The 26,691-nt window shown below is 46.1% G+C and carries 32 protein-coding genes, 1 tRNA gene and 1 pseudogene; 25 read left to right on the forward strand and 9 right to left on the reverse strand.

Annotated elements, in window-relative coordinates; translation table 11 throughout:
* Window positions 1–251: 251 nt before the first annotated feature.
* Window positions 252–410 (forward strand): sporulation protein YjcZ, encoded by a 159-nt coding sequence (locus NYE29_RS34615; RefSeq protein WP_144024224.1) that lies wholly within the window; start codon window positions 252–254, stop codon window positions 408–410.
* 47 nt (window positions 411–457) lie between these two features.
* Here NYE29_RS34615 and NYE29_RS18465 read toward each other — a convergent pair whose 3' ends face one another.
* On the reverse strand, window positions 458–595 hold the full coding sequence (locus tag NYE29_RS18465) for a hypothetical protein (RefSeq protein ID WP_156130945.1): 138 nt from the start codon (window positions 593–595) through the stop codon (window positions 458–460).
* A 172-nt stretch (window positions 596–767) separates the two neighbouring features.
* On the opposite strand from NYE29_RS18465, the gene NYE29_RS18470 reads away from it, so the two are divergent.
* Entirely contained in the window at window positions 768–980 is a 213-nt protein-coding gene (locus NYE29_RS18470; RefSeq protein WP_340896997.1) for a hypothetical protein, read from the forward strand.
* Complete coding sequence (locus tag NYE29_RS18475; RefSeq protein WP_340896998.1) at window positions 970–1,233, forward strand: hypothetical protein; 264 nt, start codon at window positions 970–972, stop codon at window positions 1,231–1,233. The genes NYE29_RS18470 and NYE29_RS18475 overlap by 11 nt, the downstream gene beginning before the upstream one ends.
* Window positions 1,234–1,302: 69 nt before the next feature.
* On the opposite strand, the gene NYE29_RS18480 is transcribed toward NYE29_RS18475, so the two are convergent.
* Window positions 1,303–1,740, reverse strand: a complete 438-nt coding sequence (locus tag NYE29_RS18480; protein WP_340896999.1) for a NucA/NucB deoxyribonuclease domain-containing protein — start codon at window positions 1,738–1,740, stop codon at window positions 1,303–1,305.
* A 212-nt stretch (window positions 1,741–1,952) separates the two neighbouring features.
* Between NYE29_RS18480 and NYE29_RS18485 the strand changes: the two genes are divergently transcribed.
* Together NYE29_RS18485 and NYE29_RS18490 are read left to right on the forward strand one after the other, a co-directional pair.
* On the forward strand, window positions 1,953–2,369 hold the full coding sequence (locus NYE29_RS18485; protein WP_038595311.1) for a cytidine deaminase: 417 nt from the start codon (window positions 1,953–1,955) through the stop codon (window positions 2,367–2,369).
* Window positions 2,370–2,610: 241 nt separating this feature from the next.
* On the forward strand, window positions 2,611–4,086 hold the full coding sequence (locus NYE29_RS18490; protein ID WP_340897000.1) for a glycosyl hydrolase: 1,476 nt from the start codon (window positions 2,611–2,613) through the stop codon (window positions 4,084–4,086).
* A gap of 17 nt (window positions 4,087–4,103) precedes the next feature.
* On the opposite strand, the gene NYE29_RS18495 is transcribed toward NYE29_RS18490, so the two are convergent.
* The gene (locus NYE29_RS18495) at window positions 4,104–4,604 is read right to left on the reverse strand and encodes a PH domain-containing protein (protein ID WP_340897001.1); all 501 of its coding nucleotides are present in this window, start codon (window positions 4,602–4,604) and stop codon (window positions 4,104–4,106) included.
* Between the two features lie 192 nt (window positions 4,605–4,796).
* Between NYE29_RS18495 and NYE29_RS18500 the strand changes: the two genes are divergently transcribed.
* Complete coding sequence (locus NYE29_RS18500; RefSeq protein ID WP_340897002.1) at window positions 4,797–5,441, forward strand: hypothetical protein; 645 nt, start codon at window positions 4,797–4,799, stop codon at window positions 5,439–5,441.
* A gap of 280 nt (window positions 5,442–5,721) precedes the next feature.
* Window positions 5,722–6,063: a YolD-like family protein gene (locus tag NYE29_RS18505; RefSeq protein ID WP_038595306.1), complete on the forward strand. Its 342-nt coding sequence runs from the start codon at window positions 5,722–5,724 to the stop codon at window positions 6,061–6,063.
* A 26-nt stretch (window positions 6,064–6,089) separates the two neighbouring features.
* Here the strand turns inward: NYE29_RS18505 and NYE29_RS18510 are convergent, their stop codons facing one another.
* The 3 genes from NYE29_RS18510 to NYE29_RS18520 form a co-directional block, all read right to left on the reverse strand.
* Window positions 6,090–7,670, reverse strand: a complete 1,581-nt coding sequence (locus NYE29_RS18510; RefSeq protein WP_340897003.1) for a hypothetical protein — start codon at window positions 7,668–7,670, stop codon at window positions 6,090–6,092.
* The gene (locus tag NYE29_RS18515; RefSeq protein WP_340897004.1) at window positions 7,667–8,557 is read right to left on the reverse strand and encodes an ATP-binding cassette domain-containing protein; all 891 of its coding nucleotides are present in this window, start codon (window positions 8,555–8,557) and stop codon (window positions 7,667–7,669) included. The genes NYE29_RS18510 and NYE29_RS18515 overlap by 4 nt, the downstream gene beginning before the upstream one ends.
* Window positions 8,558–8,730: 173 nt before the next feature.
* Entirely contained in the window at window positions 8,731–8,892 is a 162-nt protein-coding gene (locus NYE29_RS18520; protein WP_179091674.1) for a hypothetical protein, read from the reverse strand.
* Window positions 8,893–9,020: 128 nt separating this feature from the next.
* On the opposite strand from NYE29_RS18520, the gene NYE29_RS18525 reads away from it, so the two are divergent.
* The 3 genes from NYE29_RS18525 to NYE29_RS18535 all read left to right on the forward strand — a co-directional run bounded on the left by NYE29_RS18525 (window position 9,021) and on the right by NYE29_RS18535 (window position 10,464).
* Window positions 9,021–9,701 (forward strand): M15 family metallopeptidase, encoded by a 681-nt coding sequence (locus tag NYE29_RS18525; RefSeq protein WP_340897005.1) that lies wholly within the window; start codon window positions 9,021–9,023, stop codon window positions 9,699–9,701.
* A gap of 69 nt (window positions 9,702–9,770) precedes the next feature.
* The gene (locus tag NYE29_RS18530; protein ID WP_340897006.1) at window positions 9,771–10,241 is read left to right on the forward strand and encodes a WGxxGxxG family protein; all 471 of its coding nucleotides are present in this window, start codon (window positions 9,771–9,773) and stop codon (window positions 10,239–10,241) included.
* Between the two features lie 137 nt (window positions 10,242–10,378).
* A tRNA-Leu gene (locus NYE29_RS18535) sits at window positions 10,379–10,464 on the forward strand.
* A 168-nt stretch (window positions 10,465–10,632) separates the two neighbouring features.
* Here NYE29_RS18535 and NYE29_RS18540 read toward each other — a convergent pair.
* Together NYE29_RS18540 and NYE29_RS18545 are read right to left on the reverse strand one after the other, a co-directional pair.
* Window positions 10,633–10,824: pseudogene (locus NYE29_RS18540) on the reverse strand (tyrosine-type recombinase/integrase); the annotation flags it as partial.
* A gap of 14 nt (window positions 10,825–10,838) precedes the next feature.
* Entirely contained in the window at window positions 10,839–11,729 is an 891-nt protein-coding gene (locus tag NYE29_RS18545; protein ID WP_340897007.1) for a LysR family transcriptional regulator, read from the reverse strand.
* A gap of 115 nt (window positions 11,730–11,844) precedes the next feature.
* Here NYE29_RS18545 and NYE29_RS18550 point away from each other — a divergent pair, with 115 nt between their 5' ends.
* The 12 genes from NYE29_RS18550 to NYE29_RS18605 all read left to right on the forward strand — a co-directional run bounded on the left by NYE29_RS18550 (window position 11,845) and on the right by NYE29_RS18605 (window position 23,806).
* Window positions 11,845–12,300 carry a DMT family transporter gene (locus tag NYE29_RS18550; protein WP_076109966.1) on the forward strand — a complete coding sequence of 152 codons (456 nt, stop codon included), beginning with the start codon at window positions 11,845–11,847 and terminating at the stop codon, window positions 12,298–12,300.
* Between the two features lie 33 nt (window positions 12,301–12,333).
* Window positions 12,334–12,648 (forward strand): MazG-like family protein, encoded by a 315-nt coding sequence (locus NYE29_RS18555; RefSeq protein WP_340897008.1) that lies wholly within the window; start codon window positions 12,334–12,336, stop codon window positions 12,646–12,648.
* A gap of 628 nt (window positions 12,649–13,276) precedes the next feature.
* The gene (locus tag NYE29_RS18560; protein WP_076109964.1) at window positions 13,277–13,672 is read left to right on the forward strand and encodes a hypothetical protein; all 396 of its coding nucleotides are present in this window, start codon (window positions 13,277–13,279) and stop codon (window positions 13,670–13,672) included.
* Window positions 13,673–13,878: 206 nt separating this feature from the next.
* Window positions 13,879–14,253 carry a BlaI/MecI/CopY family transcriptional regulator gene (locus NYE29_RS18565; protein WP_076109963.1) on the forward strand — a complete coding sequence of 125 codons (375 nt, stop codon included), beginning with the start codon at window positions 13,879–13,881 and terminating at the stop codon, window positions 14,251–14,253.
* Between the two features lie 2 nt (window positions 14,254–14,255).
* Entirely contained in the window at window positions 14,256–15,497 is a 1,242-nt protein-coding gene (locus NYE29_RS18570; protein ID WP_340897009.1) for a M56 family metallopeptidase, read from the forward strand.
* A complete protein-coding gene (locus NYE29_RS18575; protein WP_340897010.1) occupies window positions 15,436–16,617 on the forward strand; it encodes a beta-glucanase/beta-glucan synthetase in 1,182 nt (393 codons plus the stop codon). Before NYE29_RS18570 ends, NYE29_RS18575 begins: the two co-directional genes overlap by 62 nt.
* Window positions 16,618–16,622: 5 nt before the next feature.
* A complete protein-coding gene (locus tag NYE29_RS18580) occupies window positions 16,623–17,867 on the forward strand; it encodes a transcriptional regulator (RefSeq protein WP_340897011.1) in 1,245 nt (414 codons plus the stop codon).
* A gap of 16 nt (window positions 17,868–17,883) precedes the next feature.
* Window positions 17,884–18,756, forward strand: coding sequence for an ABC transporter ATP-binding protein (locus NYE29_RS18585; RefSeq protein WP_076109960.1), 873 nt, complete (start codon window positions 17,884–17,886; stop codon window positions 18,754–18,756).
* A complete protein-coding gene (locus NYE29_RS18590; RefSeq protein WP_340897012.1) occupies window positions 18,750–19,973 on the forward strand; it encodes an ABC transporter permease in 1,224 nt (407 codons plus the stop codon). Before NYE29_RS18585 ends, NYE29_RS18590 begins: the two co-directional genes overlap by 7 nt.
* On the forward strand, window positions 19,954–21,984 hold the full coding sequence (locus tag NYE29_RS18595; RefSeq protein WP_340897013.1) for a DUF5050 domain-containing protein: 2,031 nt from the start codon (window positions 19,954–19,956) through the stop codon (window positions 21,982–21,984). Before NYE29_RS18590 ends, NYE29_RS18595 begins: the two co-directional genes overlap by 20 nt.
* Window positions 21,985–22,038: 54 nt before the next feature.
* Window positions 22,039–23,241 (forward strand): N-acetylmuramoyl-L-alanine amidase, encoded by a 1,203-nt coding sequence (locus tag NYE29_RS18600; RefSeq protein WP_340897014.1) that lies wholly within the window; start codon window positions 22,039–22,041, stop codon window positions 23,239–23,241.
* 46 nt (window positions 23,242–23,287) lie between these two features.
* Entirely contained in the window at window positions 23,288–23,806 is a 519-nt protein-coding gene (locus NYE29_RS18605; RefSeq protein WP_340897015.1) for a GerMN domain-containing protein, read from the forward strand.
* Window positions 23,807–23,912: 106 nt separating this feature from the next.
* Here NYE29_RS18605 and NYE29_RS18610 read toward each other — a convergent pair whose 3' ends face one another.
* Window positions 23,913–24,299 carry an SH3 domain-containing protein gene (locus tag NYE29_RS18610; protein ID WP_340897016.1) on the reverse strand — a complete coding sequence of 129 codons (387 nt, stop codon included), beginning with the start codon at window positions 24,297–24,299 and terminating at the stop codon, window positions 23,913–23,915.
* Between the two features lie 338 nt (window positions 24,300–24,637).
* Between NYE29_RS18610 and NYE29_RS18615 the strand changes: the two genes are divergently transcribed.
* The 3 genes from NYE29_RS18615 to NYE29_RS18625 all read left to right on the forward strand — a co-directional run bounded on the left by NYE29_RS18615 (window position 24,638) and on the right by NYE29_RS18625 (window position 26,618).
* On the forward strand, window positions 24,638–25,189 hold the full coding sequence (locus NYE29_RS18615) for an RNA polymerase sigma factor (protein ID WP_340897017.1): 552 nt from the start codon (window positions 24,638–24,640) through the stop codon (window positions 25,187–25,189).
* 131 nt (window positions 25,190–25,320) lie between these two features.
* Window positions 25,321–26,187, forward strand: a complete 867-nt coding sequence (locus NYE29_RS18620) for a DUF4367 domain-containing protein (RefSeq protein ID WP_340897018.1) — start codon at window positions 25,321–25,323, stop codon at window positions 26,185–26,187.
* Window positions 26,187–26,618, forward strand: a complete 432-nt coding sequence (locus tag NYE29_RS18625) for a hypothetical protein (RefSeq protein WP_076109954.1) — start codon at window positions 26,187–26,189, stop codon at window positions 26,616–26,618. The genes NYE29_RS18620 and NYE29_RS18625 overlap by 1 nt, the downstream gene beginning before the upstream one ends.
* Window positions 26,619–26,691: the final 73 nt, after the last annotated feature.

The following is a 26,691-nucleotide window of genomic DNA, read 5'->3' on the forward strand; positions in this document are numbered from 1 at the left end:
AAACTCGCTTCGGAAGCATTCGCTAAGTTTTGTGAGCAATGCTTCCTGAAAGTTCTTCGTACAAAACTCACATCGAAAGCATACGCTAAGTTTTTTGAAGCTTCACAGCTTTGAATTTACTTACTGTATATCGACAATGACAGGCCGATACTTTAGGTGAATGACATTTCTTTGCCGTTTGGCCCATACGGTAGATCAGGCTTTGACATATTCTGTGCTGTATTCAATATTCACGAGGAGGAATTTAAATAATGGGTGTAGATTATGGTTGCGGTTGCGGTAATAACGTCGGTGGAGTAAACCAAGGTCCTCCGGTAGTTGTGCCGGTAGTAAGTCCATGGACATCGACAACCTCCATTCTGGTTCTCTTTATTCTTCTGGTAATTATTACAAAAGCCTGTATATTCTAAATCAGACTCAATCGAATGCTGCCCCGTCAGGCATATGCCAGATGGGGCTATTTCTTTTTTTTACGGGCTGTGGGTCCAATCTGACGTTTGATTCTTCCCGTGGTTTCGTCGACTTCAATGATATAGAGTTCTTTTACCGTGCCTGCAAGTGCAAACCATTCCTTGAAGGCTTCTTCCTCAGACATGGGCCCGTAAAGCCTTTTTCCCCGATAACAAATATAGAACACCTTGGCTCTCCGCGCGTGGAATATTATCCCACTTTATATTACGCCTAATTCACGGAAGATTGCATAAAGAACGTTTGTTCGCATATAATACATACAAATATTCCTGGGCTTTCTAAAGGAGGCGGTTTACATGAGTGCAAAAGAATTGGAGAAGCTGATCGGGCAGGTTATTGAGATCATATATGAGGACAAGTCGGGGAACATCACCCAGCGCAGAATTGAGGTTCATGGGATTAAAGGCGGGCTGCTCCGGGCCACTTGTCTGACCACGGGCGGTCCAAGGGTATTCCGGACAGCAAACATCCTTGCCTGGCGACAGGCAAAGGCCCGTTATGCTGGATGATACAGCGCGCAAGCTGCTGAGGATCATGTACCATTTCAGCAACCATTTCCGGAGGATGCCAACACTGCCAGAGCTTGCAAGGCTCAGCGGGCGGACACCGGCGGGAATCTATTCCGGATTTCGTGAGCTGGTGCTGGAGGGTCATATCCAATGGCAGCCGCCACAGCCAATAGAATCGGCGGTTATTTTGGTGGCCTGGGAAACTCCCGAGCCTGGAGCGCATACTTCGATCAGCGGCCACTGGAGGGACTGAGGCAATCTGCGTAACGCTATTTACACAAAGAAACGGATACCCTCCGGGAGGACGGCATCCGTTTCTTTGTTATTTGAACATGAATTCTACCTTTGTTCCGTCGGCAAAATCCTCCAGCTGATTGCCTACCCAGCTTCCTGCCCCGCGGTTATCGCTTGGCGTTATGTATTCAATGTCGGCTCCGGCGCCGCCTTCGTCACACATGGCCATCGGCCATTCATCACGGTCGTAACCTTTTTTGGTCGGCACCCCTTTTAAGGATTCCTTGCGGTTCGCTTCGGCTTCCCCCCGGTTGATGGTGCAGATCGCCGATTCCCCGCTGCTGATTGCCTCCTGGATATGTCCGGCTGTCTCCGGGTAACGATCCGCCGGGAATTCGAGCTGGACTACCTCGGAGTCTTCCGAAGAAGGCGTCGTGACGTTCTGGCCATTATCTTCAAACCAGTAAGCCGCCAGGACCAACAGTGCAATGATGATAAGACTGGGGATGAATTTCTTCTTTTTCACATCTGCTCCTCCTAAAAGTTTTGTGAGCATAGCTTCGTGGACTCGGTTTCGTACAAAACTGGCATCGGAAGCATAGGCTTAAGTTTTGTGAGCATAGCTTCATAGATTCGGTTCGTACAAAACTAGCATCGGAAGCATAGGCTTAATTAGTATAGCGTAAATTCAGTGTCCTTTAGTATACTAAGTTAGGAAAATGAAGGGGGGACAGGAAGATGGGAAAAGAGATTTCAATTGAAGACCAGACGCTTATCGCCTCTGCGGTGGAGATTATCAAGAAACGGTATGAGTGGGAGCGGCATCATGTCAGTGCGGCCCTGCGCACCAAGACGGGCGAGATCTTCACGGCGGTTCACCTCGAGGCCAGCCTCTCCCGGGTTACTGTGTGCGCGGAAGCGATGGTGATCGGCAAGGCAATTTCCGAGGGGTACAAGGAGTTCGATACCATCGTTGCAGTGAGGCACCCGGACCCGGACAGCGAGGACAGAGAGATCAAGGTTGTCTCACCTTGCGGCATGTGCCGGGAGCTGATCGCTGACTATGGCAAGGATTGCAAGGTCATTCTAATCGAGGATGACAACCTGACCAAGGTCGACATTATTGATTTGTTGCCTTTGCGGTATGCGAGGTAGGAGGCAGCCGTCCCGGCATTATACATACGTCTAGAGTCGATGAGATCGGCAGGCCATGCTAACCCAGGCCGGAGACACAAACCAAAGAGCCTTCGGGCTCTTTTTTGCTAGCACTGGAAACGGAGAGCGGAGCCGTTTCTTTGTGGGAACCGATAATTTTGTCCGTTTGTTGTCCATCCGCCGCCACTTTGTCCCAAACCTTGTCATAACATGGTATAAAACCAAGGGAGGGTGAACAAGGATGGAACAGCGTATACTCCGGGATATGCTCGATTCGGCTTCAAGGCTGGTGAATGATGCCCAGTGGCAGGCAGCATTCAGCAGTCTGCTTAGAACTCCGGCGGACACCGAACTGGCGCTTCCGGCCTTGAAGCTGCTGAATACGTTATATTCGCTGCAAGGCACAGCGATCCTCAGCGGGCAGCATGATTATCTGGAGAGTCCGGATGAATTCAGCAACAAGCTGAAGAATACCTGCGGACAATCTGCCGCGCTCCACGGCTATGAGCTGGGTGCGATCAACAATCAGACAGAGACAGTTATAGAGAGCCAGCGTCAGGCGGTGGTGGACAGTGCAGTGCGCTGGCATAAGGCGGGCGGAATTGTGACGATGAGCTACCATGCCCATTTACCGGGTACGGCTCCGGCCTGGTCCAATGTCTCTATGAGTCTTAGTGAAGGTGATTTTGCCAAATACCTCACTCCCGGCACCGCTCAATACAATGCGTTAATGAAGGATCTGGACAAGACGGCCCTTTCTTTAAAAAAACTGAGGGATGCCGGTGTGCCCGTGTTATGGAGACCGTACCATGAGATGAACGGCGGATGGTTCTGGTGGGGGCAAAAACGCCGTTTCACCGAGCTTTGGAACCTTATGTTCGAGCGGTACACCGTTTATCATAAGCTGCATAATCTGCTCTGGGTGTGGAGCCCGAATGCCAAAAATCAGTGGTGTGACGAGCCTGCGGGTTATTACCCCGGTGCAGGAAGGGTGGATGTGCTGGCGCTGGATATTTATGAGGGGGATTTCAAAAAGAGTCACTACGACACCCTTTGGGATCTGGGGCGGGGCAAGCTGATAGCCATTGGGGAGAACGGGCAGCTGCCGTCCCCGGCCCTGCTGGCAGGTTCGCAGAATAAATGGTCGTACCAGATGACCTGGGGCAAATTGCTGTACGAGAATAACAGCGATGCGGTTATTAAGTCTTTTATGAAGGACAGCTTTGTACTCACGCGGTCAGAGTATACGGTCAAGGCTGCGGAACCAGTCTCGGCGCCTCCGGCAACTTCGTTGCCAGGACTTCGGGGAGAGTATTACAATAATGCGTCACTTAGCGGCACTCCGGCGCTTGTCCGCACCGATGCCAATATTAATTTCATCTGGAAGCAGGGTGCTCCCGATCCGGCGGTTCCGGCCAATTTATTCTCAGTGCGCTGGAGCGGCAGGCTGAAGGGGGGCTACAGCGAGGGCTATACGATTTACACTTCCTCGGACGACGGCATCCGGGTGTGGGTTGACGGAGTGCTGGTAATTGACAGCTGGATGAAGCAGAGCGGGCAGGAGCGCAAGGGCAGCATCGGCCTGATTGCCGGCAAGCTGCATGAGCTGAAGGTGGAGTATTATGAGAACCAGGGCGATGCGAAGGCGGTGTTAATGTGGGAAAGCTCCAGCCAGCCTAAAGGCGTTATTCCGGCCGGAGCGTTGTATCTTCCGTAACGGGCTGCCGCAACAACTTAGATTTGCTCGCGGTAGCTGATGTTGTTGGCAATTTTTTCGTTGCGGACAGCGCCTCGCAGCACATCCTTCACAGACTGCACCTTGCGGATTTTGCGGAACAAAAGCTGTGGTGATGAAGGGTCATCGGAGAACACAGTAAGCGTTCCGATTCCAAGCAGACGGTCCGGAATGGACTGGGCCACCGAGAAATCATTTACCCGCAGCAGTTCAACTTCTTCGAGATCCTTGCCGATAAGTCCGGTCTTGACCATAATCCGCTGACTGGTGATCGTGTAGGTAGTTGTGTTAAGGCCTATGAGGCCTTTGAGGCGGTCGGAAATGCCGGCGGGTTTGCCCTCCCACAGTTCGACTTCCGGACCTGAGCCGGAGCCGGACATTCCTTTAGCTAACGTTTGGTGCGGTGCCGCTGGAACCGTTCCATCGACAGGTGCTCCGCATTTTCCGCAAAATTTGGCACTTTGCTTGTTTTCTGCGCCACAGGCTGTGCAATAAGCCATAAGGGATCTTCCTCTCTTATTCCGGATGAAATGATTATAGTATACCATTAGATTTCCGGTCACGGCCGGAGATCTTTTTACCCATGAATACGCTTAATTTTAGGAAAATGTTTCATTCGGGGCCATTTTACAATATTTTCATTTGCACTTTGCAAAAGCCGCCATTATTCTGTTAAGTGGAGGGATTCAAAAATGAGAAAAGCTTTACTGACAGGATTACTTATGGTGGTGGTTATCCTCAGCGCCTGCAGCAATAATAGTTCAGCCCCTGCATCAGAGGAAGAAGCGCAGGAGACCGTACAAAACTTCTACGACAAGATGTCAAAATTCGATGAAAAGGGCAAGTCTTCCCTGGATAATTTCAACACTACTTTAACCTCTTATTCGACAGGAAAAGCCTCGGATAAGGAGCTCGAGAAAGCGGTTGATCAATTCCAGGATACGACATCGGAAATTGCCGATGAGGTGGGGGATGTGAAGGTTTCCAAAAGCCTGCCTGAAGAGGTTCAAAAACTACTGAGTGAATCAATGATCGCTTTTAAAAGCGCGTACTCCATTAAAGAGCAAGCCTCGAAAAGCGCCGTTTCTCCCGACGTTACGGCCGATGAGTTCAATGCAATGAACCAGCAGGCGGATGTGGCGATGCTGTATGGCATTTCCAAGCTGAACGAAGCAAGGGCTGCCGTAGGGCTGATCGAAGACGAAATCGGTACAGAAGCTGCGGGGACTGCGGATGCGGAGTCTGGTACAGCAGTGGGCAGTACGGACGTAAAGCTGGCTCCGACGACAGAGAATAGCACAAATTCCGGGACATCGACCGTTACCGGCGGCAAATAAGGAATACCCACAATTTGTTGAGGTCCGTCCTTACACAAAATGGTAAAAGGCGCTTCACAGCTGCAGGCTGTGTGCGCCTTTTTATTCGTTATTTGGAATGGAGCAGCCGGTTTTTTCATTTACAATATATAGTATTATACATCTATTTTGTGGAAAACAGGCACTTCCCTCTGTCATTTATTTCTGGTTGATTAAAAAGCGGAACTGCGGATATAATACAAACATACGTTCGTGTTATATAGAGCATAAGTGATGTATTAACCATCGGGGGGGAATGGCAATGACACTCGGCAAGAAGCTGAAAGGCAATGGCCTGTGGGAGAGCAGCCGGATGATGCTGCCGGAGCATAAAAGCCGGATTATAAGAGATGAACGGGAAACGTTGCGCACGATTAAGCCGATTCTGGATGAACAGAAGCTGGAAGAGATCGAGTGTACGCTGGCTCTGTCGCTGCGGGCGCATGTCCGTGTGACGGTTGTTCTGTTTGATCCTTTTGAGCGCAAGCTGCTGAGCGGCTTTGTGACCTCCATTCACACCCACTCGCGCGAATTCAAGCTGCAGTGGGCGGAGGAATGGAAATGGGTCAACGTGGATGATATTTTAGAAGTCTACATCGTTTGATGATCGGTTGCCGGAATGCATGCGGATTATATTTTTTTGTAGGAGAAGACCATCATCAGAAGTGCCGCTGCTCCATAGAAGCCGGTGATCCAGCCATTCCCCGAATTGCTGTAAACGTTCAGGACCTCTATCTTTTGAATGATGCCCATATACCACATCAATATGTACAGGACATTGAACAGATTAGGGGGAACAACAACGGTGAGGCTGGCGGATGCAACGGCAAACGTAATTCCCACAATGAGCGAAAGTATCCCGGCGTACTGAGCGTGTACGAATAAATTGAACAAGGTCCCGGAGAAAAATAAGGCAAGCAGCAGCATATACATGATTATTTTACTGAAATAGTATTTATTCTTATAGGCTACAGTGGCGTAAATATAGGCCTCTTGCTTGTGAAACCCGCTGCCTGACAGAATAAACAGAGGCATTAGGGAGGCCAGCCGGAATCCTATCGCATGCAAGCTGTCTATGGACGGGAAATACTGGGCAGCAAGCAAAGGGAGCACCAGCAGCATTAGCTTTTCAGATCCCCTGAAGGCAATCTTCAGTTCGTAAGGGATGATGCTGATGAATTGGGCCTTAAAAGGTTCTGGAGCCGGGGCCGTATAGGCTGGATTCACCGGTACTAGAGATTTCGCCAGTTTCCGGGCTGAGCTGCGGTTTGCTTTTGCCGGTTTGACCCGGGTACGGGAGGTTCCGAAGATCCTTTCATAGCTTGTTAAGGCAACGAGCAGATGCATAAATATAAACGCAACCAGCACGATAACGATCCGGCTGATCACAAATTTGAACTCCCAAGTCATGGTGTACATCTGAAAAGTGTTGTTATAATCGCCGATCGTCTCAAAAAAGGAAATGGAAGGATCATTTGGACGGGTCAGCGCAAAGTACTGCCTGAACTGGCTGAATACATTCTTAACGATAAACTGCAGACCGGTAACATCGAAGTACGGATTGATCTCTGTTTTGTTCGCACCGGCGAATATGATGGAGAGATAGGCGTAGGACAGGATAAACAACAGCAGATTGCCGAGATTTCTGCGCAGCGGGGGGAGTAGCTCCATGCAAACCGTCACGCTGGATAATACATAGATAAAGGGTAAAATCAGCAGTACAAAAGGCACTATGTAGGAAAGAGGCTCAATCGCATAGCTTTCCCCCCTGCAGAGCTGCATGATCAGAGCCATGACTTCAACGGCCATGGCAACCAGCGCAAGGTAGAGGAAATTTGCCAAACGTTTGGATTCCGCATATTGATGCACATTTAGGGGAGAGGTAGTATAGTACATCTCCAGTTGCAGCGTCACATCTTTTCCGATGGAGTTTCGGATCAGGAAGATGCCCCCGAATAGCAGCAGACAGTTAAAAAACAACACCACCAGCAGACCCATCCATACGGAGTTATAGGTCCCTCTGTAGTGCCCGTCAAGGAGACTGTTTTTAATAACGGTGGTTAGGCTGCCGGTAGTATCACTCGCCGGAAAGTAATAATAAGTACAGCACGCAAAAACAACGATTGTCCACAGAAAGCTTGCTCTTCGTATGCGTTCTTTCACCAGGACCAGAGATACAGACAGGAGATTTAAGGCGGAGGCCCTTGTCATGCTGGTGATTCTCCTTTGATCTTATCCTGGTGGATGAGATAGAGGTAGACATCCTCAAGGGTGGGATAGACCGGCTCGGCCCTGGCGCTTGGCGGTGTTGAAGAAAGGACACGGACCTCAATTCCGTCGCTAGATCTACTGCTGCTGCTGCATATGTATTTGTCCTGAAGGGTAGCAAGCCCGCTGTAATCCACGTTCATCTTCCATACCAGGCCTTCTATAGGTTCTGTCAATTGGTTCACGGCTCCAGCCGCCAGAATTCTGCCTTGCTTCATGATATTAATGTTACCTGCCAGTGCTTCAATATCGGACACAATATGGGTGGAGTAGATCACGGTTGCGTCTTGCGCGGCCTTGGTAATGAGATTCTTCAAATTCACCCGTTCGTCGGGATCGAGTCCCACCGAGGGTTCATCCAGCAGCAGAAACTTGGGATTGTTAAGCAAAGCCTGGGCAATGCCGATCCGCTGCCTCATCCCGCCGGAGTAGCTGGCGATATGCTGGTCACCGACTTCATTCAAGTTAAGCGCACTTAACAGCTCTTGTATTCTGCCGGCTGCATGCCTCTTGGGTAATCCTTTTAGAGCGGCAACATACATCAGGAATTCTCGGCCTGACAAGGCCGGGAACAGTCCAAAGGTTTGCGGCAAATAGCCGATCCTGCTTTTATACTCGTTCTGAATCGTGTTGATATCCACACCGTTGCAGTAGACAGTTCCGCTTGTCGGCTTTTTGGCCATGGTCAGAATATTCATCAAGGTGGACTTGCCTGCTCCGTTTGGTCCCAGCAGACCGTAAACCCCTTCGTGAAATTCCAAATCAACCGGATACAGTGCATGGCTGTTATTCCGGTACACTTGTTCTACATTATGAATAGTGATGTTCACATTTGCCCCCCAAACCCAGTTCAAGTTTTCAAAATACAAAAGGCACTCCTCGTGGAAGTGCCCTGTAAGGTCATGGCAATAATCTCCCTGTGAAGAGTTTCACAAATGGATTTTACCATGTGAATCTATTATTTTCCACATCTGATATGAACTGCTTATCCCGGTATTTCATTTCAATTTACGCCGGTTGCCTCCGTCTTCTCATAAGCGATCAGGGTAACGGCCTTGTTGCCTGTAATTTGGGCAATTGCCGCTTCGGCCTGGCGGATCACCTCCACGGCATCTTCCTGATCGGCAAGTACAGCCACCTTGTAGCTATCGCTGTGAATCTCCATTGTGTTATCCCACCCTTCATTGTTATTTTAGCCTTTTCCTGCGGAAATCATCCACCGGGAGCTTGATCAAGACAGGTATACAAGCAATGCAGCATGAGAAGGCATTTACTATACCAGGGGGTGATTATATGCTGACATTGGATCAGGTTAAGAGTAAATCTGCCGGATCGCTGGGCAAACTTCATCCCGTGCTGCAAGCTGCTGCGGATGAGTTGATCCAGCGGAGCTATGCCAAGGGTGTACCCATCATCATTACTCAGGGGATGCGCACAATTGCAGAGCAGAATGCGCTTTATGCGCAGGGCAGAACCAAGAAGGGACCGATTGTTACGAATGCCCGGGGAGGCAGCAGTTATCATAATTACGGATTGGCCATTGATTTTGCGCTGCTGCTGCCGGATGGCAACAACGTGTCCTGGGATATGAACCGGGACGGAGACAGCGATAAGGTCGCAGATTGGCAGGAAGTGGCTGCGTTAGCTAAACTGCTGGGGTTTGAATGGGGCGGTGATTGGACTTCCTTTAAAGACTATCCCCATCTGCAGATGACCTTCGGACTTACAACCGCTCAGCTACTGGCCGGAAAGCGTCCGACTGAACAACAGATGCAAGAGGCTCTGGCTAAGATCAGCGCAAACGAACCGGCAGAGGAACAAGGGATCACCATCATGCTGAACGGGGGCAAGCTCACAACCGGACTTGTAGAGAACGGGACAACGTATGCGCCTGTGCGGGCAGTTGCGGAAGCGCTTGGCGCCAAGGTAACTTATGATGCCGTAAGCAAGACCGTCAACCTCGTTAAGGAATAACTTGTATGAATAGATGCCGCACCTTGTGGGGAAATTATCAGCGACAAACCATGAAGGGGGCATAACAACTTGAAGAAGCTGATCACAAGCCTTGCATGCGGTACAGTATTATCGATGAGTTTGCTTGGAGCCGGTCACGCAGTGAATGCTGCGGGTACGGGAGGAATGGGCTCGGCAGTTCCTGATACAGGAATGAACGGGCTCAAGACTGAGAACAGAACAGGCAACACCATGAGCGACATGGGGACCAGAACCGGAGGCCCTATGCTTAACCAGGAGGACAATACCCTGTTGAACCGGACTACAGGAACGACACACAACAACGATTCGATCATGAACGATAAGATGCGTACAGGAACAAATGGCACTACGACACAATATCCGGATGCTTCGCGAGGCACTAAATACCGGGCCACAAGCACCACTACAGCAGCGACAAACAATGACGGCAACCGCTCGAACTGGGGTTGGCTAGGACTCGTAGGACTGCTGGGGCTGGCCGGTATGCGCAGTAGAAGCGGTGAACGCGATCGCCACTAGCACCCGTGCGCTTGAACTTGACCCGTCCCGGCTCCGGCCGGGATGTTTTTTTGCAAAAAAAATTTTTGGGATTTTGATTGCGTGTTTGCTGGATACGTGATATTATATTTCTTGTCGCGTTACAACGCACATTTCATGCCGGGGTGGCGGAACAGGCAGACGCACAGGACTTAAAATCCTGCGGTACGTGAGTACCGTACGGGTTCGACCCCCGTCCTCGGCATCCTTGATTTATAAGGGTTTTTTCCGAAAAACCTTTGCTTTTGAAACAGATTAGGAGAGAACTTTTTATCGAGTTCTCTCCTGCAGTTCTCTCCTTTTTCCTAAGGAGAGAACGAGGAGAAGATCGCATGACTCTCATGGAATATTGAGGGCAATGCGATCTTTTTTATTAAAGGACCAGAACATTGCTCATCGCTGATGCTGAAGTTATTTTGGAACTGTATTCCAAATGAGAATAAATGTCCGCTGTTGTAGAATAGTTGCTGTATCCCAGCCATTCCTGAATTTCTTTCATGCCGACTCCATTGGCGAGTAAGAGGCTTGCACAACTATGACGCAGGTCGTGGAATCGAATTCGACGTAGGCCATATTTTACTACTGTGCATCAAAAATATTAATAAATCTTTGTGTAGCTGTTGACAGAGGCATCCCTTTTTTTGTAGCTATTCCCAGACTTCTTGAGGGTATCTTTTCCGCAATCACTAACTCATATAGCAGTTTGCTTTTCAATTCTTTTTGAACATAATCCTTCATAATGCAAGCAATCCCTAATCCCTTAATGGCGAATTCTACCATCAAATCCATGTTGCTAAGTTCGATTTGTGGGTCTATAGCGATTCCGTGAGAACGAAAATATTCATCAATATATTCTCGTGTACTCCCACCCTGTTGAAGGAGGATAATCGGGTAGTTTTCTGTAAGCTTTTGAATGGATAAAGATTCATCACAAAGATGTTTATACTTTTCGCCTACAACAAAACAGTCCTTCATTTGTAAGGTTTTGACAATATCAAGATTGCTTTCATCCGTATTGTAGAGATTCAAAATACCGATATCAATTTCGCCTACGTTTAATAGCCTCGCTATTTCATGACTCGAATCATCTTTTATATACATTTTGATATTTGGGTATTCACGATTATATTGGCTGATATATTGTAATAAATCGTATTTGCATACCGCACTGCATACTGATATCCGTAATTGTCCCGCCTGCATCTGCTTCAGTTCAGAAAACTTCCGCTCGGCTGTCAGCATCAGACCGTAACCCTGCTCGATGTACTGAAACATAATTTCTCCCTCAACGGTCAGTGAAACACCTTTTGCATTTCTATAAAATAACTGCCCCCCAAGTTTTTCCTCTAACTGCTTTATGGATTGACTTATTGCGGGCTGAGAGCTAAATAATTCCTTCGCAGCTTTAGAGATACTTCCCAATTTTGCAGTCGTATAAAAAATTTTATAAAGCTCTAAATTAATAGACATATAAGAATTCAGTATACCTCCTATCCGAAAATCGTATTTCACTTATATCTATTTATTCAATATAATGAGCTGAAAGAATGTAGTCAATGACTTATCCGCAAGGGAGGCGACAAATATGTCACTACTGTATTATCTGCTTTCATTTTTATCGGGGATTTCTCTAACCTTACAAGTTGGAATAAATGGACAGCTTCGCTCAAAAGTCGGAAGTCCAATTCTCTCCTCTTTCATTAGTTTTGCTGTAGGGGCATTGGGTCTTGCTCTTGTATTTTGCTATACTTTAGCAAACGGTACCTATACATTGTCGGGTGAAAATACGATTAAGGGTGTCCGTTGGTGGATGTTAACAGGTGGTCTATTTGGTGCGTTTTATATATTCACAACCATATTTGCTTCTCCTAAAATCGGATTTGCCAATATGTTCAGCCTGGTAATCTGTGGTCAAATCATTCTTGCCATTTTATTTGACCATTTCGGTCTTTTAGGAAATGATGTTCACCTAATCAACCCTTATAGAATTGTGGGTGTAGTTTTACTTGTGTCGGGCGTGTACATCATACAAAAGCATTGAATGAATTGTATTTTACATAGTGGAGGGTCATCATTGGACATTACTGATTTTCAAGAATGGGTAAAACAGTATTATCAAGACAGAGGCTGGTCGGATTTGGATATATTCATTCGTATTGGCTTTTTAGCCGAAGAAACGGGTGAGGTTGCAAGAGCTATCCGGGCACTGGAAATCGGCAGAGATCGGCCTGATGAGAGCAGAGGATCATTTGAAGAAAATAAAAGCCAATTAACGGAAGAACTTGGGGATGTGCTTGGAAATCTTATTGTTATCGCAAACAAGTATGATATTTCATTAGAGGAAATATTCCACTGCCATAAGAAAAAGCTAGCCCAAAGGTATTCATGAGCGGGTAATTCCGCAAACCAGAATAATAGCGAATCCTGTGTGCTTCAAACGGGCTGCCACAGCCGCACAGGATTCCCTGCTAGAGGTCCTCATCTGAGCTATCTGTTCTTAACAAAACAGATAGCTCAAATGAGGATTTTTTTATGGCGTCACTCGTAAACAAAATCAACGCATAACATCGGCTCGTTTAATTTCACTGCCCAACCAGGAAACTTTTAAACTGATGGAGGATGACTTTCATCCCCGCGCCTATGAGATACGTATTGATGCAGCAAAAGCTAAGACGCTAGTTCCCGCACAATTTTTGACTGAATTTGTTCTCTCTGAAAAAATTTTGGAATTTAGTGTGATTTCCTATTACCAATGTAATGGTATATATGAGGCCGCTTTTGAGAAACTGCGAAAAGCTATAGATTCTACATATTTATTTATCCTCCAGCTTTTCATAGTAATCTGCAATGTAAAGGAGATGATTAGTGGAAACAGGAAGTATAGGATGAATACCGTCGCCGCCTCATTGAGAAAGATTGCCAGGAATCGACAATCAAGAGGACCTCAAAAGGATTAGCTTATATGTTGCGGATCAGAGTTCAGAGTAATAATAAAACAATTCTAAGGAGGAATTTCTATGAAATTCGGCAAAAAATTAATTGCTAGTACTTCTATTATTGTGGCATCTCTGGCGGTTGCAGTAACTGCGTTTGCAAATACGGACACCAAAAATGTAAACGGCTATGGTACTCTGAAGGGTACCTTGTCGGCTTCGGGTTCCACTGCAAATTATTCGACTTCGGTAAGTTCTAACAGTGACAGAGCCTACCTGACAATCGCCGGCTCTGCACAAAATGTAAACGGCACTACGGTTATTACGAAGTCGCAGATCAATAGTTCAAGAGGCGCGACCAGCTACAATGGATATTTGTCACCGTTAGGGTCGAACGTATATGTTGTTTATGGGACACACGGGGTGCAAGGCGGCAGCACATATAGTGCGGATGCTGTTTTCACATATACACATCTCTAATCATTGATGGTTATTTGAAATAAGTTTATGCCATGCAGAATAGAACTGAGGAGATACGCTCTATCTGCATGGGCATAAACTTTTTTCTATGTAGTACATAAGTAATTTGTACTTATATTTGACGATTGTAAAAAACTCATTGACATCTATTTTTGACGATTGTAAAATATTGAAAAAAGACAATTGTCAAAAAAGGAGCAGGCTACATGAAAATAAAGAAACTTCCAGAGGCCGAGTTTGAAATTATGCGGGTGGCCTGGGCCAATGAACCACCTATTACGACAGCGACGATAATGGAACAGCTTGGTAAAGAGCGCGAGTGGAAAGCTCCAACGGTGATCTCCCTTATGCTGCGGCTGGTGGAACGAGGATTTTTACGTACGGAGAAGGAAGGCAAAGAACGCACGTACTACCCTTTGGTCGATAAGGATGTGTATCTCGCTTTGGAGACGGAGCATTTCTTGAAGCAATATCATGATGATTCATTTTTAAGCTTCGTTAACACACTTTATAACGAGAAGCGTCCGAGTGACAAGGAACTGGATGAGCTGCTGAAGTGGGCGAAGGAAAGGAGGGAGTGACAATGCATAGCTTTCTCATCACTCTGCTCGAATGTTCGGTCTCTATGACGGTTATTGGGATTATCTATATGGCGGTTACGCCTCTTTTGCAAAATAGATTTACAGCAAAAGGAAGATATTACGCCTGGCTGGTCATTGTTATCGGCTTTATTGTTCCGTTTCGTTTCCATCTTCCCGTCTCAATTATTTCTGTGGACACGTTATTCCCTACTCTGGGCAATACCGATCCTTCCCACTTTAATCCGCTAACAGCAACAAGTTTTCCCGGGATTACCGCAACAGCATTCCCTTGGCTTAGTGTAGCTGTTGGCGTTTGGATGACAGGAGTTGTCGTATTCGTCGCCTGGCATATGGTCCGGCACAGACGTCTATTGCGTTTGATAAAACGCTGGAATGAAAATTCCAACGACAGACAGGCATTGCGATTGTTGCAACAGATAAAAGTTGAACTGAATGTCACCCGGCATGTAGATTTGCAGATTTGTCCCGCTATTTCGGGTCCAATGCTGGTGGGGTTAGCTCATCCTGTTATTTTGCTTCCTTCGAATCGTCTCTCGATTCAAGCCTTGCGGTTCATCCTGAAGCATGAGCTCATTCACCTCAAACGCAAGGATTTAGGCTACAAGATGCTCATTTTTACAGCTGCTGCGTTGCATTGGTTTAACCCGTTCGTCTACCGGATGGCACGGGAAATCGCTATTCAATGTGAGCTTTCCTGTGATGAAGCAGTCGTTATGCACTCCGATATGAACAACCGGCAGCAATATGTAGAGACTATTATTAATGTTGTGAGGAATCAATCTATAGGACGCAGCGCGTTCTCCACCAGCTTTTCTGACAATAAACTGAGTTTAAAGAAAAGAGTGTATTCCATTATGGATACCCGCGGCAAAAAATGGGGGTTTTCCCTTCTCATCGTAATTTCTTTAGCAGCCGTTGGAACAGGCGTAGTTTTGCAACTGAATTCAGCACAGCCTGAAACAGCGTTGCCAGCGTCGTCAATACAAGCCGCAGCAAATGAGATTGTATCCAACCAGGAAGGGAGCGATCCAGAAGGTTCAGCACTTCCCTCACCCGTAGCATCGCCTGTTCCTTCCTCGTCTCCAATCAAAGAGGATCACCCGGTGAATGAGTTGAAAAAAGAAGAGACAGGAGCTGTTTTAAGAGAGGGTGTTGGGGATGATGTTAAATCAAAATCCGATTCTGCATCTATGTTACCCGAACTCAGGGAAAGCAAAAAGTGAAATTATATTTTTACACAAAGGGGATGAAAATGTGAATATACGAAAGGGATGTAGACTTGTTTCATTAATGCTTATCATTTCATTAGTTCTTATTGGGTGCTCTGCGGATAAGACGCAAACCTTGAATTCAAGTCTCTCTCCTAGTGCTGAGCCTCAAAAGGCAAGTGCTCCATCCCAAAATCCATTTGAGACAGACGGAGAGAATCAAGTGATTTTAGGCAGGATGAGTCATAGGTTTGCTAATCCAAAGCTGGATCAAAGAGGACAGAGGGCTCCTATGGCGTACAATGGCGGGGAAATGAAAATAGATTACGAGGTGGCCGCCTCTGGAAAAGCCAATAATGTTGGATTTCTCATTTTTATCAATGGACAGCCGCAGCCTTACAAGTTTAATTCAACAGATACTCCGTATGAGTATATGCACATTTTTGAGGTGCCGGATGATGATGAACACTATACTCCATTTACTTTTGTATTCACCCCAATCACGGGAAAAAAAGGGGATCAGCTTTCAATCAACATCATCAGTGTATATAATCCTGGCTTCACTCCAGATATGAAAGAAACTTCTTCTTACGGAGGTTACCAAACGACATTGCAATTGGATGGAATCATTAGTTTTAATACGGATCCCAAGCCACTGGATGACCCCTCCATCCTGAAAGAAGAAGTGTTAAGTGACGTTCGTCAGACCACGGAGCCCATTACCCAGGAATTACTGGAAAAGGCCAGCGGATTCGAAAAGGTAGACCTCAATGCATTAGATAAAAAAGTCTATAACGAGCTCCAAATAGATGGTGACGTGCGTATGGACAATTATTCAATCGAAGGAAAAGATAAAGTACATGTAACCTTCAAGTTATTCGGTCATCCCGGTGTACAATATCGAAGTACATTCTATATCAACCACCAAGCCATTAGTGCCAAGAAGGTTTCTTTTGAGACAAAGCTGACCAAAGGCAATGTATCGGTGATCGAAGCCGACATTGAAGTGGAGAAACTGGAGGATTTCAATACGTTCTATGTCGTTTCCGCCCCCCTTAACGCGAATGATTTTCCTGATGATGTGATCATTTTGGATAAAACAGCATCCGTACTGCTCTACAAGGGAAAGGAGTGATGGGAATGAAATCAAAACAAATCGGCGCTCTTCTGCTATTGCTCGTATTTGTGATAACAGGATGCATCCGTACCGAACCTGATAAAATAATCACCGGTCAAACCGTCAGCTCCAATCATGCAACCTCCGTTGCCTCGACCCATAGTGTGGGGAAAGCAGGGGAGCAGCCTTTAGCGAGCTCATCCACCGTGCAGGCTCCTGTCTCTTTGTCATTCGGACAAATAAAGGGGGATATCCGAAACATCTACTACGCGGATGAGAACAAGGCTTTTTTATCGGCAGATCAATTGGTACTGGTTGACCTGCAAACTGGACGAGCAGTAGCTGAGACTGCTGGAATGGATTTCGATCAGCAATTGATGTGGACAACCAAGCGTGGATATGTAGCAGTCGGTGTGAAAATCACTACCGGCAATAGTAGCAGTGGAGGGTTAACAACGGGTGGCGAAGTCGCGTTCCGCGCTGTGTTTTATGACCAGATGCTTAAGCAACTAACAACGTTTGACTTTAGTCCATTGCTTAATAAGAATGAGCATATTTCATTTTTGAAGGCCATTGCGATTTCTTCTGATGGAACACAAGCGGCCTATGCTACAAATAACGGACTTTATTTGTATAACTTCAATACTAAGAAAAAAACAACTGTCATTGATTTGCAAGCAAAGGATATCGCAAAACGTTCAGGTATCGTTACTTTTGAACAAATTGGTTTTACCAATAAGGACAAGACTTTGGCTTTTAAGGCGCAGAGTTTAGAAATCCCTGTGGCACCCGGCAAGACTTCCTTCGATTCATGCGGAACGGTGAGTCTGAATGGCAGTGGCCTGGCAAATCTGACCTTTGACGACTACACCTGCAAGGAGTTGACGGCATATGACCAGAAGCTGCTTCTCGCAGAGGATTTTACAATTCCCTCCGGAAGATTGCTTGTCATGGGGACTCCCGGGAGCAAAAGGAATTTTCTCAGACTGACCGAAAAAGGGGAGAGCGGATTTGTAACAGGGTCAGACAAGGGGCGTTTTTTTGCCACCACACTTGCGGAAAAGGGCAAAACCGGTTGGAAAATTCGGGTGTACGATACCAGCACCGGCAAGCTGCAAGCGGAGCAACACCTATCAAGCGGCGGAGAGGCCCGTTATATGGCCAACGACCCGATTGTAAAAGTCTTCGATGATGAGAGAACCTATATCGTATTGCTGGGAGCACGGCAGCTCGATATCAAACCGAAAATCGTGGCCAAGCGGTTTTAAAGGGAGTGATCAGCCTGTGAAGGTCACATTTAAAGGGATTTCCAAGCAATACAAGGGGAAGTTTGCCTTACAGGACTTTTCGGCAGAGATGGATAACGGGATTTATGGACTGCTCGGGACCAACGGGGCGGGAAAGACGACACTGATCAATATTTTTGTCGGCATTTTGAAAAGTGATAAAGGTCAGATCCTGATCAATGATGTGGATGCGCGAAGCCTCGGTGTGAACTTCCTGTCCCAAATCGGCTATTTGCCGCAGTTTCCGCAATTTTACAAAAATTTCGAAGTGTTGGAATTCCTGAAATACATGTCCGTCCTGAAGGAGATCCCCAAACCGCAAGGAGAGAAACGGGCAAAGGAACTGCTGGAGATTGTCAACTTAACCGGTGCGGCCGGTAAAAAAATCGGCGCTTTATCCGGCGGGATGCGCCAGCGCGTCGGCATTGCCCAAGCGATGCTCAATGATCCTGCTATTCTGATTCTTGATGAGCCGACCGCAGGACTCGATCCCCAGGAACGCATCCGTTTCCGCAATCTGATCACCAAGTTCTCGGAGAAACGGATTGTTCTGCTGGCCACGCACATCGTTTCCGATATCGAATTCATCGCTAACCAGGTCATTTTGCTGAAGGACGGGCGGCTTTTAAAGCAAGATACGCCGCATGCGCTTGTGGACGGGCTGGCTGGAAAGGTGTGGAAGGTAACCGCGTCGGAGGACACACTGGACGAGAAACTGCACCGGCTCAAAATCAGTAATATGCTGCGGGAGCAGGAAGAGATTCATTTACGGGTCATAAACGATGAAAAGCCGGATATCCGCGCCGTGAATGTGCAGGCCAATCTGGAGGATGTCTTCCTGTATTATTTCGGAGAGGGCGAGCAATGGTAACGTTAATCGGCTATGAATGGCGCAAGCATTTTCGCAAAGGGTCGCTTATCGCCGCGCTGCTTTTATTTACAGTGTTGAATGTCGGGAAAATTTATAGTGTGCACGAGAGTAATTCGCTGCTTGAGAACCCGGGATGGAGGGCGTTGTATGCAGAGCAGTTTCACGACTTCGGCGGAACGATTACGGATGAGAAGATCAGGAAGCTGATGGCTATTTACCAGCCACTGGCGAACCAGACCGCCGAGCTGACGACAAGCACAACCTATCGCCCTCCGGGTACACGTTTGAGCAATGTCTATACCGATTGGAACTTTTTTCGTTATTGTTTTGTGAATCCGATGAAATATGACTACGACTACAAGGCATATGCCGAGGGTGTAGTGACCAGCGCCAAGGACAACATAACGTTTTATGAAGCATTGGGCAATCATTACGATTCTCGAAAGAATGCAGCCATTGCGGAACTGTTTCAAGGACGGTCGATCACCAGCTTCGCCTACACGGAGATGTACAACTACTATGTCCAGTACGACTTCTCTGCTCTGCTGGTATTGCTAATCTGTCTCTACGGTCTCTTGAACGTATTTTTGTCCGAGAAGGAAACGGAGATGGACACGTTGCTATTGACCACTAAAGCGGGAGGCGTAAAAACCGTTTGGGCTAAACTTTTGGCCTCGGCTCTGTTTGTATGCAGTGTCTCGTTTTGGTTTTGGCTGGTTGATTTTTTCGCCTTTCCCCTCCTCTTTGACTCGTGGGACGCAGCCTTTTCTCCATTGTATGCTCTGGAGGATTTCATCCACGCTGGGCTGAATATGAGCCTGGGTCAATACGCCTTGTTATCTGCGCTGGTGAAAACGGCGGGCATGCTTGTACTTGGACTGTTGTTCCTGTTGATCTCTTCCTTGTTTCGTAACGCGTTGCTCCCTTTTATTCTCAGCTTGCTTATTTCTTTCGGTTGCATGTACCAGCAAGAAGCCTTCGCGGGCTCCGGGCGTATCATGCTCAAAATTATCAATCCGTTTGTCCTGGTTGTTAATCGCGAGCTGTTCCGGAGAGCGGAATTTGTATCTCTATTGGGCTACCCGTTGCCAAGCTATATCGCCGCTCTCTTGATTGCAGCCAGCTTGGGGATTGTCTTTCTTTGCGGCCTGGCAATTTTCATGAGAAAGAATGCACTGCGCAAGGGGGATGGAAATCGTGTCAACTTGGATGTATGAGATGAAAAAAATGTTCCTCCTGCAGAAAGGCTTGTTATTCATCATTTTATATTTTGTCTTGAGTGCGGCGGTTATGCTGGTTCTGGATAAGCCCGAGAGCCCGGACATGGAGATGAACGCTTCGCTCTATTCGCCCTATCTGAAGCAAGTGCAAGGACCGTACACAGAAGAAACCGGACATTTCTTTACGGAGGAGGCCGCCCGGATATCCGACGCCAAGGTCGCTCTGCAAAAAGCGACCGATGATTACTATGACGGGAAAATGGGGAAAGCAGCGTTTCTGTCCACGTCCGGCCCGCTGGAGGCGCTCCTGCAAAACGAGAAGGGCTTTCAGCTGATCTATGAGCAATATACTTATGTCCGTGAGCATCCGGCCAATCGTTATTTTCTATACACGAATGGCTGGAACGGACTGCTCGCTCATGACAGCCTGGATTTATTGTGGGTATTACTGTTGCTGCTTCTGGTAACACCGGTGTTTTGCTTCGAATATGAGAGCCGGATGGATGCACTCCTCCTTACGGTTCGCAAGGGGACCCGGTACCATGCGGTCTGCAAGATTGGACTAGCGTTATCAACGGTTGCTGTGCTTTGCCTGCTGTCCACAGGCTTGCAGTATATCTTCTACCAGATTCAATACGGGCTGGGGAACGGAGGTTACCCACTGCAAAGCCTGTCTTACTTCGCGACGTCCACCCGGGATTGCACCCTGTTTGAAGCTTTTTTGTGGGTAACGGCGGGCAAGCTGTTCGGCAGCTTGTGTTTTGCCACGCTGATTTTATTGGTTTCGGTGTGCCTGAAAAAATATGCGGTTGCCTTGTTTTCCTGTACGGCGGTGATTCTGCTTCCCTACTATGGACTAAGTCTGGAATCGACGAAATACTTTTTGCCAGGGCCCCTGGGGTTTCTGGTATCCACCGGGTATCTGCGTGGCACAGAGTACGAGCGTAATCCACTGAATAATCAGTTGGATGTGGTCTTTCGGGAAGTCTCTCTTGCTGTGTGGAGCGTCGTATTTGCGGTCACGCTCATTCTCTGCCTCGGTGTACTGGTTGTGATTTTGAAACGGCGTACTAATATGTGGAGCACAGGGAAGCGAAAGCGGGGAATAAGAGCGGCCAGCTTGATGCTCACTTTATGTATGGCATTGTCCGCGCTTGCCGGCTGTTCCTCTCGTGACAATACGGGAACAAGGGTTATCTTTAATTATTCCTCCAAGCAATCCTATGAAAACGAGCATTATCGCTTTTTCGTAGACGAAACAGATCTGAAGAATATTCGCATTGTTTTTGAGGATAAACAAACTGGTGAAAAGCACAACTTTATCCGCAACCCTATGCCCTCCTTAACCCGAGTGGAGAATGCGTTATTTGGAAAAGGCACACATGTCTACTACATAAAATATGATTCGGACAAAGCAGGGTTCAGGGAGAATGTGAATCGATTTTCCGTGATTGAGGTGGATACAACGACTTTTCGTGAACGGGTTGTCTTCGAAAAGAAGCTGAGTATGAACAAAAGTCCTCTATTGGGTCTGGCGAAGGCGAATGCTCAAGATGTGAATTTTTTTAAGAGCATGAGTGCTTTCTTTCTGGATGAGCATAGCTTGTACTTCATCGGCCAAGATGAAATTCGGCGAGTCAATCGGCTGACCGGGGATATGCAGGTTGTTCTTCGGGCTCCGGTCATGAGAAGCGTAGCGTTTGACGGCCGCATGATTTATTATGTCGATGGAAAATCCCAGGTCGTCCAACATGACACGAAGACGGATTCCGAGACGGTAGTCCCCGACCTTATTACACAGGCCTTTGTCTTGACCGATACCGAGCTGCTTTTTTTAAATCGGAAGGACCAGCAAAAGCTCTATGCCCTGGATTTGCGAGATTCTGACCTCCACAAGCTAACAGATATGCCTGTATTGAGCTTCTATTGCGAGGGGCAATCGATCTTCTACGTGAATAAGGAGGATCAGAAGCAATACCGTCTGGATCGGAGCGAAACCGGCAGTTAGCTTCCATTTGTCTATTATTCTATGAATCCTTTACAGAAATCTTCGAGGTGACTTATGAAAAAGTTTGTTGCAGCTTTGCTCTGCATGACTTTCTTGATTTTATTCACAAACGTTGGCAATAGCCAGGCAGCACCTAGCTCAACTATTCAGCTGAATCTGGATGGAAAAGCGCTAAAGACGGAGATACCGCCCCGGTTGGTCGCGAATAGCACTATGGTTCCCCTACGGGTTGTTTCAGAGGGACTTGGAGCAAAGGTGCTCTGGAATCAAACCGATAAACGAATAACAGTGGAAAAGAACAAGCTCGTGCTTCAGCTTTATTTGGATAAAACAGAAGCCTTTGTGAACGGAAAGGCAGAGAAATTGGACGCTGCTCCGCTTGTTGTGGAAGGAACAACGTTAGTTCCCGTTCGTTTCGTCAGTGAGAATCTGGGATTGGAGGTAGAATGGGATAACATAACCCGATCCGTTCTCCTCACAGCTTTGGAAAATGGTGCTGTCGTTTCGGAGAACCCGGACGATCAAGACAATCCCATCATTGTCGCTGGAGCGTACATGAAGCCGGGAGAGGAGGTTTCTCCCAATCCCACTGCTGCTCCCGACTTCACAGCAAATCCGACTCCCGCTCCAAGTTCAGAAACACCATCCCCTTCTGCTTCACCAGACAGCGATTACCCAAACAGCGATCTACCCGCCATCAATAAGAATCCAGAATGGGCCTTATCATTCGATTCGACAGGGGAAAACGGAAAGTATCAGGTCGTGATTGACGCTGGCCATGGAGGAACCGATCCCGGGTCGGCATCTGCATCAGGACGCCAGGAAAAGGAATTTACTCTTGCCTTGGTTCTGAAGATAGCCAAGATATTAGAGGATGAACCAAGTATCTCCGTACACCTGGCTAGGCAAGATGATACTTTTGTGGAACGAACAGACCGTGCTAAATTGGCTAATGATCTCAAAGCGGATTTATTCATCTCCATTCATGGGAATAGCTTTACGGAAAACAGGTCTGTTTCGGGCACGGAAACACACTATACGCGCGAAGACAGCAAGCCACTGGCCGATGTGCTTCATCGGCGTATTATAGCAGCCACCGCTTTTAAAGACCGGAATGTGCGCAAATCGAACTATCAGGTAACAAGAGAAACCTCAATGCCAGCCGTGCTCTGTGAAATCGGATTTTTGTCCAATCCACAGGAGAATCGACGATGTGGGATGAACAATTTCAATTGCGGGTGGCTGAAGCTATCGTAGGGGGAATTAAAGAATATCTGCAGATACCATAGGGAGGGGGGGCAACATGCGTATTATAAAAACCGTCTTGCTGTGCGCTATTACAGGATCGCTTTTAAGTATAATTGGTTGCGGCGGGAATTCTCCCGATTCAACCGCTTTGACCCGTATTGAATCTCCTGGCGCTGAAAAGAAAGAGGAACAGATTAAAACGTATTATGTTAACGAAGATGTAACAGAGCTCATTCAAATGAAAACGACGGTTCATTATGACAAAGAGACAGACAAGTATTTGGCAGCCTTGAATGCTCTTAAGAAAAGCCCAAAAGAAAGCTTATATTCGTTATGCCCTAACACAACCTTCTTGTCTGCTCAACTTGAATCACGTCAATTGACTATTGATTTGCACTTGCCCGAAGTGGACCGGATGGGAGCTTCAGGTGAAGGCTTGTTACTGGAGGCGTTAAGCAAAGCTTTGTTCCAATTCAATGAAGTAGATACCTTTGAGGTTCTGGTCGATGGGGGGGAAGTGGATTCACTGATGGGACATTATGATCTGCCCTCACCATTTGTACGCCAAGAATGATACAAAGCATTTCAACCCCTTAAGAGTGCGAAAATTATAGGAACAAAAATAGATCAATCGCAATGGGCTGCGTTTCTCCATTGCGATTGATTTTTAGTATAAAGGATTAGCCTGCTTCTTCAATGTAATCGACTACAATCCAGCCCCAGACGCCATGGTTGTAGCTGTATACATTTTTCCAAACATAACCGTCTGCTGTCACGTCTGTTCCACCCGTTTGAGCGTTTACAAGATCGCCGTTATAGAGCAGCCCGAGAACCGTTCCAGACAGTGAATGAGTGCTTCTGAGCCGAACCCCATCCGCAGTGACTACATAAGTGGAGCTTCTGGCGGTTGAACTTGGTTCTAACCCGGCTAGTACTTCCCTATTTTCTGTTTGCACTTGTTGGTGGGTGTTTTCACTGCTATAAATATTTTCAGCTGCAAAGGCCCCTTGAGTAAGTAATAACATGGCCGAAATCATAAACGAAAAGCTGACAAGCTTCTTAAACATATGAAGTCCTCCTTTTATAATTTTGTGAATATTGTCACAAATCATCTCATAAAACCTCTGGTGTCTAAGCAGCTGTTTAAGGTGACCTCAAATGAAGCATCTCTTTCCCTCCTTCTCATATAGAACATTACATTCATTAGCTTGAATCACATGTTCCTCTTAACTATTTTCATTTATAAGGTTTTTCTTAGTATCTTTTGTAACATTCTGGATGCATTCGGAAAATTATTATATAATAAGGGAAATTATATAAGAATTTACAATGATATTGGGAGACGCATCTTGTCAGTAGTCCTCCTTTGGTTCTTCCGATAAGGTATGAAGGGAGAGAGCAGCATTTGTGGGGAAGAAAAGGTAAGCAGCAGGATGATTTTTACGAAGAACTTTGTGTAAAATATTTCAAAAATATCTATGGCTATTGCACTCGCTTAACCAAAGGGCAAGTACAATTGAGTGACATTGTAGAAGAATGCACCCAAAATACTTTCCTTGAAGCCCGGAAGCAAATTGAGAGATTGCAAAACCATCCTAACGTTGAAGGATGGCTCTATGTTACCGCGAGGAACTTGGTCAGAAACAGCTATCGCAGTATGTACATAAAGAGGCGGCATGAGATCGTATTAGATGACGGAATGCAATTCTTTAGTGATGATGATGAATTTGCAGCATGCCTGGAAGATACATATGAAATAGATGAATTGAGTGAAAAAGTTTTGAGTGGTCTTAATGAAAGTGAATATCAATTGTATAACGATTATTTTAGAAATCAATTACCCGTACAAGAATTGGTCGACAAATACCATATTTCCAATACTGCCGTAACCACAAGAATCTATAGGGTCAAGAAAAAAATAACAAATAATATACGTGATTACTTTAAGGAGATGTAGTATTTTAATTTGTCTGTATAACAGTGTTAACGAGTTATATTTAAGTCTAAGTCGTCCACATAAATTTTTTATGAAATACATTGTGATCTCAACAGACGAATGTAATGTACATAATGGGGAGAGTAATAGCTATGAATAATCGGAAAGAAAATCAAAGGATCTTTAAGGAAATTCTGCAAGAAAGGAGTAGTGATGCTGCTGCTAAAGATAAATTCTATCGGATTTTGCATGAGGCTTCGATGGCTGATGCGGAGACGATGGATACCGATTTGCTAAAAGAATGTGTTCAGACCCTTGATTTACTTGAGGAAGACACATTGCCGCTTTCAGATGAAAAGGCACAAGCAATGCAGAGGAATATTGAAAACCAATACAGGACCTGGAAATTGACTAAACATAGAACGGTTGTGAAAAAATTAATAATTAGAGTTTCAGCCGTTTTCTTATTGTTTTTTTGCTTCTCCTCCATTGTAGCCAATGCATTCGGGTTAAACTTTTTCAAGATAGTTGTCAGTTGGGGAGAAGAAACTTTCGATTTTATGGCAGTAACAAACCCGCGGCCAACCGATAATGCGGCAAACGATCAAACCTATGAGAGCATTGATAAAGCTTTTGAAAATGTGGAATCCAGGCCACTTTTGCCGGAGTGGTTACCAGAGGGTTTCCATTTTAAGTATGCAGAGAAATTTGAACGAACAACAAATACTAGAATCATGTTGTATTATTCCTCTGAACAAGCGGATGACATTCTTATTATTGATTATTTGTTGTATAAAAAAGGATATGTAGTTGAAGGAGGGACTTCTTTCGAAAAGGATGAAACGCCCGTAATAACCTTCGATCAAAATGGCATCAAATATTACATTTTTCATAACTTGGAGCAAACACAAGTTGTTTGGTCAAATACAAATTTAGTAATCAATATCAATGGCAGAATTTCCGTAGAGGAAATGAGGAAGATGATTGAATCTATACCTACAAATGGAGGTCAAGACTGATGAGTGTGTTGCGGAAGTATGTATCGTTATCGATGGTTATGATTCTATTGTTATCCTTTTATTCCACGGCTTTTGCAGCCGGGGATGATCAAGTGCTTCGAGCAAGTCCATACATTCGATCCTCAAGTATTAACGTTTTTGCGGATGGAAACGGAAAGTTAAGGGTTGAATCCTACGTGGGAGCTACAGGTGTTGTTGACAAGTTAGGGATTAAGGAGTTATCGATCCAAAAAAAAAGTAACGGTTATTGGGTGCCTGTGGAAGTCTTGATTAGTGATAATTATAAATATGATGCTATCAGTTATATCTACGATACGTTCTACTATGGTTCTGCGGGTACAACTTATAGAGCCTATGTTGAATTTTATGTAGAAAAAGATAATGGGTCAGAAACAAAAATATCTGTATCTTCTCCTGTAACAGTGGAATGATCAGTATTATGTTTATTAATTCTTCTAGCACGTAGGAGCCGTATGCGATGACCCGCACGTACAAGTCTGTGAG

This window comes from Paenibacillus sp. FSL M7-1046, assembly GCF_038007405.1.
Taxonomy (GTDB): domain Bacteria; phylum Bacillota; class Bacilli; order Paenibacillales; family Paenibacillaceae; genus Paenibacillus_AQ.

Excerpts from the sequence above, each read along its gene's own strand:
- NYE29_RS18600 (WP_340897014.1), top strand. The coding sequence starts at position 22,039 with ATGAAAAAGTTTGTTGCAGCTTTGCTCTGCATGACTTTCTTGATTTTA.
- NYE29_RS18490 (WP_340897000.1), top strand. The coding sequence starts at position 2,611 with ATGGAACAGCGTATACTCCGGGATATGCTCGATTCGGCTTCAAGGCTG.
- NYE29_RS18510 (WP_340897003.1), bottom strand. The coding sequence starts at position 7,670 with ATGACAAGGGCCTCCGCCTTAAATCTCCTGTCTGTATCTCTGGTCCTG.
- NYE29_RS18500 (WP_340897002.1), top strand. The coding sequence starts at position 4,797 with ATGAGAAAAGCTTTACTGACAGGATTACTTATGGTGGTGGTTATCCTC.
- NYE29_RS18565 (WP_076109963.1), top strand. The coding sequence starts at position 13,879 with ATGAAAATAAAGAAACTTCCAGAGGCCGAGTTTGAAATTATGCGGGTG.
- NYE29_RS34615 (WP_144024224.1), top strand. The coding sequence starts at position 252 with ATGGGTGTAGATTATGGTTGCGGTTGCGGTAATAACGTCGGTGGAGTA.
- NYE29_RS18520 (WP_179091674.1), bottom strand. The coding sequence starts at position 8,892 with ATGGAGATTCACAGCGATAGCTACAAGGTGGCTGTACTTGCCGATCAG.
- NYE29_RS18495 (WP_340897001.1), bottom strand. The coding sequence starts at position 4,604 with ATGGCTTATTGCACAGCCTGTGGCGCAGAAAACAAGCAAAGTGCCAAA.
- NYE29_RS18505 (WP_038595306.1), top strand. The coding sequence starts at position 5,722 with ATGACACTCGGCAAGAAGCTGAAAGGCAATGGCCTGTGGGAGAGCAGC.
- NYE29_RS18470 (WP_340896997.1), top strand. The coding sequence starts at position 768 with ATGAGTGCAAAAGAATTGGAGAAGCTGATCGGGCAGGTTATTGAGATC.
- NYE29_RS18475 (WP_340896998.1), top strand. The coding sequence starts at position 970 with ATGCTGGATGATACAGCGCGCAAGCTGCTGAGGATCATGTACCATTTC.
- NYE29_RS18620 (WP_340897018.1), top strand. The coding sequence starts at position 25,321 with ATGAATAATCGGAAAGAAAATCAAAGGATCTTTAAGGAAATTCTGCAA.
- NYE29_RS18525 (WP_340897005.1), top strand. The coding sequence starts at position 9,021 with ATGCTGACATTGGATCAGGTTAAGAGTAAATCTGCCGGATCGCTGGGC.
- NYE29_RS18545 (WP_340897007.1), bottom strand. The coding sequence starts at position 11,729 with ATGTCTATTAATTTAGAGCTTTATAAAATTTTTTATACGACTGCAAAA.
- NYE29_RS18610 (WP_340897016.1), bottom strand. The coding sequence starts at position 24,299 with ATGTTTAAGAAGCTTGTCAGCTTTTCGTTTATGATTTCGGCCATGTTA.
- NYE29_RS18625 (WP_076109954.1), top strand. The coding sequence starts at position 26,187 with ATGAGTGTGTTGCGGAAGTATGTATCGTTATCGATGGTTATGATTCTA.
- NYE29_RS18575 (WP_340897010.1), top strand. The coding sequence starts at position 15,436 with ATGTTAAATCAAAATCCGATTCTGCATCTATGTTACCCGAACTCAGGG.
- NYE29_RS18590 (WP_340897012.1), top strand. The coding sequence starts at position 18,750 with ATGGTAACGTTAATCGGCTATGAATGGCGCAAGCATTTTCGCAAAGGG.
- NYE29_RS18605 (WP_340897015.1), top strand. The coding sequence starts at position 23,288 with ATGCGTATTATAAAAACCGTCTTGCTGTGCGCTATTACAGGATCGCTT.
- NYE29_RS18580 (WP_340897011.1), top strand. The coding sequence starts at position 16,623 with ATGAAATCAAAACAAATCGGCGCTCTTCTGCTATTGCTCGTATTTGTG.
- NYE29_RS18465 (WP_156130945.1), bottom strand. The coding sequence starts at position 595 with ATGTCTGAGGAAGAAGCCTTCAAGGAATGGTTTGCACTTGCAGGCACG.
- NYE29_RS18550 (WP_076109966.1), top strand. The coding sequence starts at position 11,845 with ATGTCACTACTGTATTATCTGCTTTCATTTTTATCGGGGATTTCTCTA.
- NYE29_RS18560 (WP_076109964.1), top strand. The coding sequence starts at position 13,277 with ATGAAATTCGGCAAAAAATTAATTGCTAGTACTTCTATTATTGTGGCA.
- NYE29_RS18570 (WP_340897009.1), top strand. The coding sequence starts at position 14,256 with ATGCATAGCTTTCTCATCACTCTGCTCGAATGTTCGGTCTCTATGACG.
- NYE29_RS18485 (WP_038595311.1), top strand. The coding sequence starts at position 1,953 with ATGGGAAAAGAGATTTCAATTGAAGACCAGACGCTTATCGCCTCTGCG.